The following is a 7,411-nucleotide window of genomic DNA, read 5'->3' on the forward strand; positions in this document are numbered from 1 at the left end:
CAGCGTTCGTCCTGAGCCAAGATCAAACTCTCCATAAAAGTGTTTGAAAAAACTTAGCTGTTGTTTAATAAGAAAACGGGGTTTTCTTATTAAGTTTATGCTTGGTCACTCACGTGACCTCGCTTGACATACTGGTTGTTTTGTTCAGTTTTCAAAGAGCAATATAACGTTTGTCGTTTTTTGCGACGAATTTAAATTTATCATGTTTCCGATTAATTGTCAACATGTTTTTTTAAGTTTTTTATCATTGTTTGATGGACAACTTAATTCAACATTCGTGTTGACAAAATGTATTAAATTCGCAACAAAAATTACTATATCACAATTATTTTACATGTGCAAGACATTTTTTAAAAATATTTGTCATAAGTAAACTCTAAATGTTACCAACGTCATATATATTAGAAAATAAAATAGGACTTCTTTCAAGAAGCCCTAACACTTAGCCTATATGTTCCTTGCCGGTATATACGGAAGACATTCTTCTCTATTCGCTACACGTAGTAAGAGTTGGAAAAGTTTCTGATACCTTTTTCTCATCGACTTCTTGGTAACCGAATCAATTCTGCTGTCTTCTAGATCCAATAAGAGTTCTTCCAATTCTCTTTTAATCAGATACTCTATCTCCTTTTGTTCCATTTCATTTATTAATAGTCCTAACACCTTGTTCACCCCAAATCATATATATTCCATAAATTAATTAATTTGCTGCCGACAACATAGGGGATCATCTACGATAATTATACAAAATCTATGTAGAGAATCATCGGTTTTTGAGAGATGTTTGTATTTCTGTCACATTGTTCTATTCCCAATTCCCACTATTATTCAACCCATTTTTTTAACTTTTTTCATTTCATCGCTGCGTTACAGCTAATCATATTTACCGTTCCCTTTCATATAATCAAATAAGACAAGCTATGCAAGGAGGAACGAATGTGGATCATTTTTACGTTTTGAAATTCAATCGACGAAGAAGGTTTGTTACAGTTGGTGCCATGATTTTATTTGTTGCCGGTATTTTTCTCTTACAATCGAACTTTACTCTTTGGGGGAATGCCAGTGAAGATGTAGCATTCACAAAGGGAAGCGCAGAAGAACCTAATATCGCTCTTACCTTCAACATCAGTTGGGGAGATGAAAAGGTTCATGATATTTTAGAAACATTAAAAGATGAAAACGTAAAAGCAACATTCTTTTTGAGTGGTGAATGGGCAGAGCGCCATCCCGCCATCATCGAGAAGATTACTGAGGATGGACACGAAATCGGAATGCTCGGCTACAGATACAAAAGCTATTTAGATCAGGATATTGAAGAAGTTAGACGCGACTTATTTCACGCGCAAGAAGTATTTGGAAAGCTTGGATTTGAAGATATGAAACTTCTCCGCACACCAAGTGGTCATTTTAACGAAGAGGTACTCGACTTGGCCAAATCAATGGGATTCGAGGTTGTTCACTGGAATGTGAGCCCAAATGATTGGGACAAACCTGTTACCGAAGAAATTGTAGATGAAGTGATGAAAAATACTACAAATGGAGACATTATCCTGCTTCACGCTTCTGATTCTGCTACACGGACTGCTCCAGCACTTGAAACTATCCTACCAGGATTAAAAAATAAAGGTCTCGAGTTTGTACCTATTAGCGAACTGATTAGTCAAGCTCATGCGGAAATTGAAATTATAGAATAAACTTTCAATCGTCCAGGTGATAAATCACCTGGCTTTTATTTTTTAGAAACGGTATGCTTTATTATTATATTTCATACTCTTGGATTCAGTTTGAACTATTGCATACTTAAAGGCGATATATTCCCTCCACTTGGCAAAAGATATGTATTGTAGTTAAGGGAGATGGGAAATCTTTATAGCAGTTGATGATATTTTAGCAACAACAAATATAGCACTTACTTATATAAAGTCCTTCATCGGCTAATCTATTCATTCACATAGGGGATTACAGGTACTATCATTCCTTTAAATACCATAATTATGACATTATCCGAAAAAGAGTTTGACGATGAGTGATCAAAACACGACACAAAAGGAAACGGGACTAACTAAAGTATTGAACATCATATCCGGCAGTTTTGCACCAATTATAGGGGTCCTAGCTGGAGCGGGACTATTAAAAGCGGCCTTATCCATATCCATTTCAGCGGACTGGCTGTCTTCAGATAGCGGAACGTATATAGCATTGTCGGCTGCTGGTAATTCCATCTTTTATTTCCTTCCTATTTTTCTTGGAATCACAATTCCCTTAAAACTCGGTGCCAATGGTTATGTCGGTGGGGCAATAGGTGGAGCGCTGTTAACCCCAGATATCATTAATTTAGTCAATGGCGGGGTAGACTCCATGCATTTTTTAGGTTTACCGATTAGTTTAGCGAACTACTCCTCCACAGTATTTCCCATATTCATTGCTATTTTTGTTTATGCTGCGCTGGAAAAATTATTAAAAAGAATCATCTATAAAGATATTCAAATGTTTATCAACCCATTGATCTCTCTTACACTATTAGTTCCATTGACGTTACTTGTCTTTGGCCCCTTCGGCACTCTAGTAGGTGAAGGTTTAGGATCGACCATCAGCTTCCTAAGCGGCCGCAGCGGATTGTTGGCTGGTGCGGTACTAGGTGGGGCTTGGACATTCCTTACTATTGCCGGCTTACACTGGACAATCATCCCTCTGGCAATCGCGAATCTTGCAAATGGACCAGATCCGATAATTGGAATGGCTGCCCCTGCAGTATTCGCCCAAATTGGTGTCGCAATTGGAGTATTTATCCGGACAAAAGATAATGCATTACGCTCCCTAGCAGCCAGCGGAATCCTCCCTGGTAGTTTAGCAGGTACAACCGAAGCGATTTACTACGGGATACTCCTCCGCTTCAGGAAAGCTTTAGTATATGTAGTGATAGCCGGAGCAATTGGTGGAGCACTTAATGGAAGCTTTGGAATTGTTATGAATGACTTTGTACTTCCAAGCGCACTCTCTATTCCTGCTTTTTCACCAATCGGTCTGCATTTGGTCGGGACAGGCGTAGCATTTGGAGTTGGACTATTGTTAACCTTGACTTTTGGCTTTCAAACGAAGTCTGATGCTTCCTATAAAGATATGGTTGTCACAATTAAATCAGAAACCATTACAAGCCCCATCATCGGAAGAACTGTTTCACTTTCTGACGTAAACGAACCCCTTTTTGCAACTAATATGGTTGGGAGAGGCGTTGCAATTGAACCGGCCGAAGGAAAAGTATACGCTCCTGCTGATGGCGTAGTGACAACCTTGTTTCCCAGTCAACATGCAATTGCCATGACTTCTAATAGTGGGGCAGAAATACTCATCCACATTGGAATTGATACAGTGAATTTGAAGGGACAATACTTTAGATCCCTTGTTAAACAAGAGGATAAGGTGGAGCAGGGAGACGTTTTAATTGAATTCGACATAAACAGAATCACAGATGCAGGTTATCAAACAGTTACACCGATTGTAATCACAAACCATGAGGAGTATAGAAGTATTAATTCCATTATTGATGAAGATGTAACCAATGAAGATGATTTAATAAAGTTGGAAGCATAAAAAAACGCCAGAACACTTACATGTGTCTGGCGCTTTTTTATGCTTCATAGGTTAGTCCATGTCCAAGTCTATAAATGTTTCCATCACTATCCCTATAAGCATAACTCATACCTTCAGGTAGATATTTGTCTTTATCATAACCTGGTACGTCATTCAGTGTAATACAGTTGCCATCTTCATCGACTGCAATTACTTTTTCACTTGCGGGTAAAGTTAGTGGTAGTACCCCCGATGGTTTATGATTGCCCATCATTACTTCTATCTGAGCTTTATAAAAAGTGTCATATCCTGCAACTAAAGCATCTGCTAAAGGTTCAACATTTCCAAGGATCCAAGGAAGGATGATATTCAAACTGATGATTACTTTACCTCCGCGGCCTTTCACATCTTCCGCAACGAGTTTTAGGTGGGCAATGTCACTTAATGTTGTTTCATTGTAAACTCTTCCATCCAACGCCTGTAACTCTTTATCTTCAGTAAGTTCAAGTTCTAATAATCCTGGTGTCGCATCAAAATATGCACCTGATTTCGGTTGAAGGAAAAGAATTGCAATCTCAGCCTCTTCATAATTGTCGGTTATTGTAAATGCATCCAATTCACCGACAGCTTCGAGAGCCTCCTTCTGATAAATTCCCACAGATTTTTTGTCCTTATGATAAGCTTGGACGTATACTTTCTTTCCAGCTAGACTCTCAGAGGTTAATGGCAACGTGTTATTCGTGTTTTTTAATATTGTAACGGACTTCTTATGTGCCTCATATGCTTTATCCCAATGTTCCTTTGTACTTACCACTTCATCCGCTTTTTCAGGAGAATTGTACGTCCGGTCATCAAATAATCCAAGAGCAAACATTTCCGTAAGCAATTTCACATTCGCTTCGTCAAATCGTCTTTCACTGATCCAGCCATTTTCGTAAGCTTTTTTCAGATTCTCAATATCATTTGTATCGGCAACGATATCCGTACCAGCATTAACCGCTTTTGCAAACCGTTCTGCAATACTCTTATCTTCTACACCCCAACTCATGTTATTGACTATCCCGCTGTCACTATTGATATATCCCTCAAACCCTAATTTGTCACGTAAAATATGCTTTAAGAAATAGTAGTTGAAGGCAAAACCAACCTCTTCAAACGGGATTTCTTCTCCTTCGAATTCTTGAACAACACTATTTTTAATACTTGGTATGGAATAATAAGGCATAATGGAAGAAGTGCCATGTTGAACAGCCACTTGGAAAGGAGGTAAATGATATTTCTCTAAACTGCCTGGGGTCGGGTAAATATTCCATTTCCCTTCTTTATAATGTGGATCAAACCCATTTTCCCTGGCACCGCCACCCGGAAAATGCTTTGTTGTCATAGCGATACTACTCTGATCTAATGCTTCCCCCTGAAACTCGTCGATGATTCGACCAATCACATCAGAAACGAATTCCGGATCCTCTCCAAACGTTCCATAGGTACGCTGCCATCTTGGGTCTGTAACGACATCTGCCATATACATATACCCTTTTCTTAAGCCGGTCGCATTCCATTCCTTCTTCGCAATCCTTGCAAATTCATTGATTAGGGATGCATCTCCCCCATTTCTTATTTCACCCATTGCAGCTGCAGCCAGACCCAGTGTACCCGGCCAAGTGGAAAAAATACCAATTGCGTCGTTCATTCCAAAAATCGACTCACCGTTTTCATTTCGTGAGTTCGACGCAACTAAAACTGGAATGCCTAGGCGGGTTCCCTCTGCAACTTCATTCATCGTATTAATCCATTCTGCGGTTTCAGAAGGACTAAAATTATCACGTAAGATAAAATGCCGTAAATGTCTTTCCTCTATTGTATGTGTCGTTCCGTATACTTTACTCGTAGCAAAGATGCTTTCACCTTTTTCCACAATTGCCTCATCCAAGATTCCATCATGGCTCGTCTTGCTTTTATCCTCTTGGTAAAGTCCCATCCTCCGAGAATTAATCAGCATCATACCGATCTTTTCATCAATGTTCATCAAAGACACTAGATTTCTTGCCCTCTCCTCCGGACTTAAACGCCAATCTTCATAAGGATCCAGTTTTCCGTTCCCATTTAAATCTTTAAATGTATATCCATCTACTTCAATGAGCTTTTTCTTCCTCACTTCCAATTGCGGCTGATTTTCTCTCATTCCAAATCATTCCTCCTAAAGTCCATCATCTGTCCTAATTCACCGAAAAATGGAATTCCTTCTTCGTATTATTCTCATAAAACGTTTGCTTATAAATAAAAGCTGAGTCTTTTTATAGACTCAGCTATTTTATTTAAGCTTTTGATGTTGCAGTATGCTTCATATTCTTTTTAGCGGCAGATTCTCTTCTCGCTGGGTCTTTCTTCGATTTACCGTCTACACGATTGGCAATACGATGTAAGCCAATGATTTGATAGGTGTTACATGCAAGAAGTGGTGCGAACATCAGCCAAACATAATCGGTACCCTCAGCAATTAATGCTGGAGTCCACTCGACCGTTGTAATCACAATCATAAAGAACAATGTCGGAATGAAAGCAGATTTGTTCGTTTCTTTTTGTTTTATCTTGGCAACAATCCAAGAAAAACCGAAGAACAGCAAGCTACCAAGGATTAACCAATATATACCTATTTCTCCATCAGACCCTCGGTATGGGAAATAAATTAAATCAAATAATATAAATGCAACCAGCAATATCTGTACAGTTGGCCAAAAGGAACGGAATAAACTGATTCCAAACCGATGGATATAAAGATATGCAAAATAACCAGTCATACTAACGACAGCAAAAGTGAATCCCAACCCCGCAAAGAAAGTCAATAAGCCTATGATTTCCATCCAATTGATTGGGTTAAGGTACATCATATACGTATCCCATTTAATAAAAAAGCTAATAATTAACCCGGCTAGTCCACCTATTATCAACGTATTAAATAAAAACTTTATCAGTTTACGAATATTCAACGTGAATCCTCCTACATTTTCCGTGCGTATGATTGTATTTTAACACGAACGATGGCATTTTACCTCATTTTGTATGCATAGTTATTAAATTTGTCACTCATAATATTTATACCGTGAGTGCTTTAAATGATGAGAAAGGAGGACAATGATGAAAAAATCATTTCTTCTCATTATATTCATTATATTTCTTACGGCCTGTGGAGCTAACGGCCAAAGCCAAGAGCAAACAGATTATGAAAAGACCAAAAAAATGGTCGTTGACATTTTACAGACTGAAGATGGTAAAAAAACATTAGCAGAAATGCTAAAGGACGAGAAGTTAAAGGAAGAACTTGTCATCCAGTCGGATGTCGTAAAGTCAGCCATTAACGAGACGCTGGTAAGTGATAAAGGTAAAGAAATGTGGAAATCATTATTTGAAGATCCGAAGTTTGTACAAGGATATACAGAAGCAATCAAGGATGAACAAACGAAATGGTTGAAAGACCTAATGAATGATGCAGAATATCAAGGGAAAATATTAGAGCTCTTACAAAATCCAGAAATGTCTGCATTGATATTGTCTACATTAAAAAGCCAACAGTTTCGCTCCCACCTAGAAGAAACCATTCAACAAACACTTGAAACTCCTCTCTTCCAAGCAAAAATCCAAGAAATCCTACTAAAAGCCGCAGAAGAACAAGCGAAGCAAAGCGGTGGTGGAGGTAGTGAAGGTGGAGGAAGCAGTGGAGGCGGCGGTGGTGGCGGCGAAGGTGGTGGAGGTAGCGGCGGTGGAGCTGGTCAGTAATATTACTTCCCGCATCATCAGCACCAAAAATCTCAAAAAGGGACCTAAAACAAAGGTCCCTTTTTGA

The 7,411-nt window shown here is 38.8% G+C and carries 6 protein-coding genes; 3 read left to right on the forward strand and 3 right to left on the reverse strand.

What is annotated here, in order from left to right; all coding sequences use genetic code 11:
- Window positions 1-447: 447 nt before the first annotated feature.
- Window positions 448-663 carry a hypothetical protein gene (locus ACFSBH_RS12970; RefSeq protein ID WP_251517486.1) on the reverse strand — a complete coding sequence of 72 codons (216 nt, stop codon included), beginning with the start codon at window positions 661-663 and terminating at the stop codon, window positions 448-450.
- Between the two features lie 275 nt (window positions 664-938).
- Between ACFSBH_RS12970 and pdaB the strand changes: the two genes are divergently transcribed.
- Window positions 939-1,694: a polysaccharide deacetylase family sporulation protein PdaB gene (gene pdaB / locus ACFSBH_RS12975; RefSeq protein WP_251517489.1), complete on the forward strand. Its 756-nt coding sequence runs from the start codon at window positions 939-941 to the stop codon at window positions 1,692-1,694.
- A 328-nt stretch (window positions 1,695-2,022) separates the two neighbouring features.
- Window positions 2,023-3,591, forward strand: coding sequence for a glucose PTS transporter subunit IIA (locus ACFSBH_RS12980; protein ID WP_379597904.1), 1,569 nt, complete (start codon window positions 2,023-2,025; stop codon window positions 3,589-3,591).
- Window positions 3,592-3,628: 37 nt separating this feature from the next.
- Here ACFSBH_RS12980 and ACFSBH_RS12985 read toward each other — a convergent pair whose 3' ends face one another.
- Window positions 3,629-5,752: a glycoside hydrolase family 3 protein gene (locus ACFSBH_RS12985; protein ID WP_379597906.1), complete on the reverse strand. Its 2,124-nt coding sequence runs from the start codon at window positions 5,750-5,752 to the stop codon at window positions 3,629-3,631.
- Window positions 5,753-5,885: 133 nt separating this feature from the next.
- The gene (locus ACFSBH_RS12990; RefSeq protein ID WP_251517497.1) at window positions 5,886-6,557 is read right to left on the reverse strand and encodes a KinB-signaling pathway activation protein; all 672 of its coding nucleotides are present in this window, start codon (window positions 6,555-6,557) and stop codon (window positions 5,886-5,888) included.
- 148 nt (window positions 6,558-6,705) lie between these two features.
- Between ACFSBH_RS12990 and gerD the strand changes: the two genes are divergently transcribed.
- Window positions 6,706-7,344: a spore germination lipoprotein GerD gene (gerD, locus tag ACFSBH_RS12995; protein WP_349774381.1), complete on the forward strand. Its 639-nt coding sequence runs from the start codon at window positions 6,706-6,708 to the stop codon at window positions 7,342-7,344.
- Window positions 7,345-7,411: the final 67 nt, after the last annotated feature.

The organism is Oceanobacillus luteolus (assembly GCF_042678205.1).
GTDB lineage: Bacteria > Bacillota > Bacilli > Bacillales > Amphibacillaceae > Oceanobacillus > Oceanobacillus luteolus.

Excerpts from the sequence above, each read along its gene's own strand:
- ACFSBH_RS12980 (WP_379597904.1), top strand. The coding sequence starts at position 2,023 with ATGAGTGATCAAAACACGACACAAAAGGAAACGGGACTAACTAAAGTA.
- ACFSBH_RS12985 (WP_379597906.1), bottom strand. The coding sequence starts at position 5,752 with ATGAGAGAAAATCAGCCGCAATTGGAAGTGAGGAAGAAAAAGCTCATT.
- gerD (WP_349774381.1), top strand. The coding sequence starts at position 6,706 with ATGAAAAAATCATTTCTTCTCATTATATTCATTATATTTCTTACGGCC.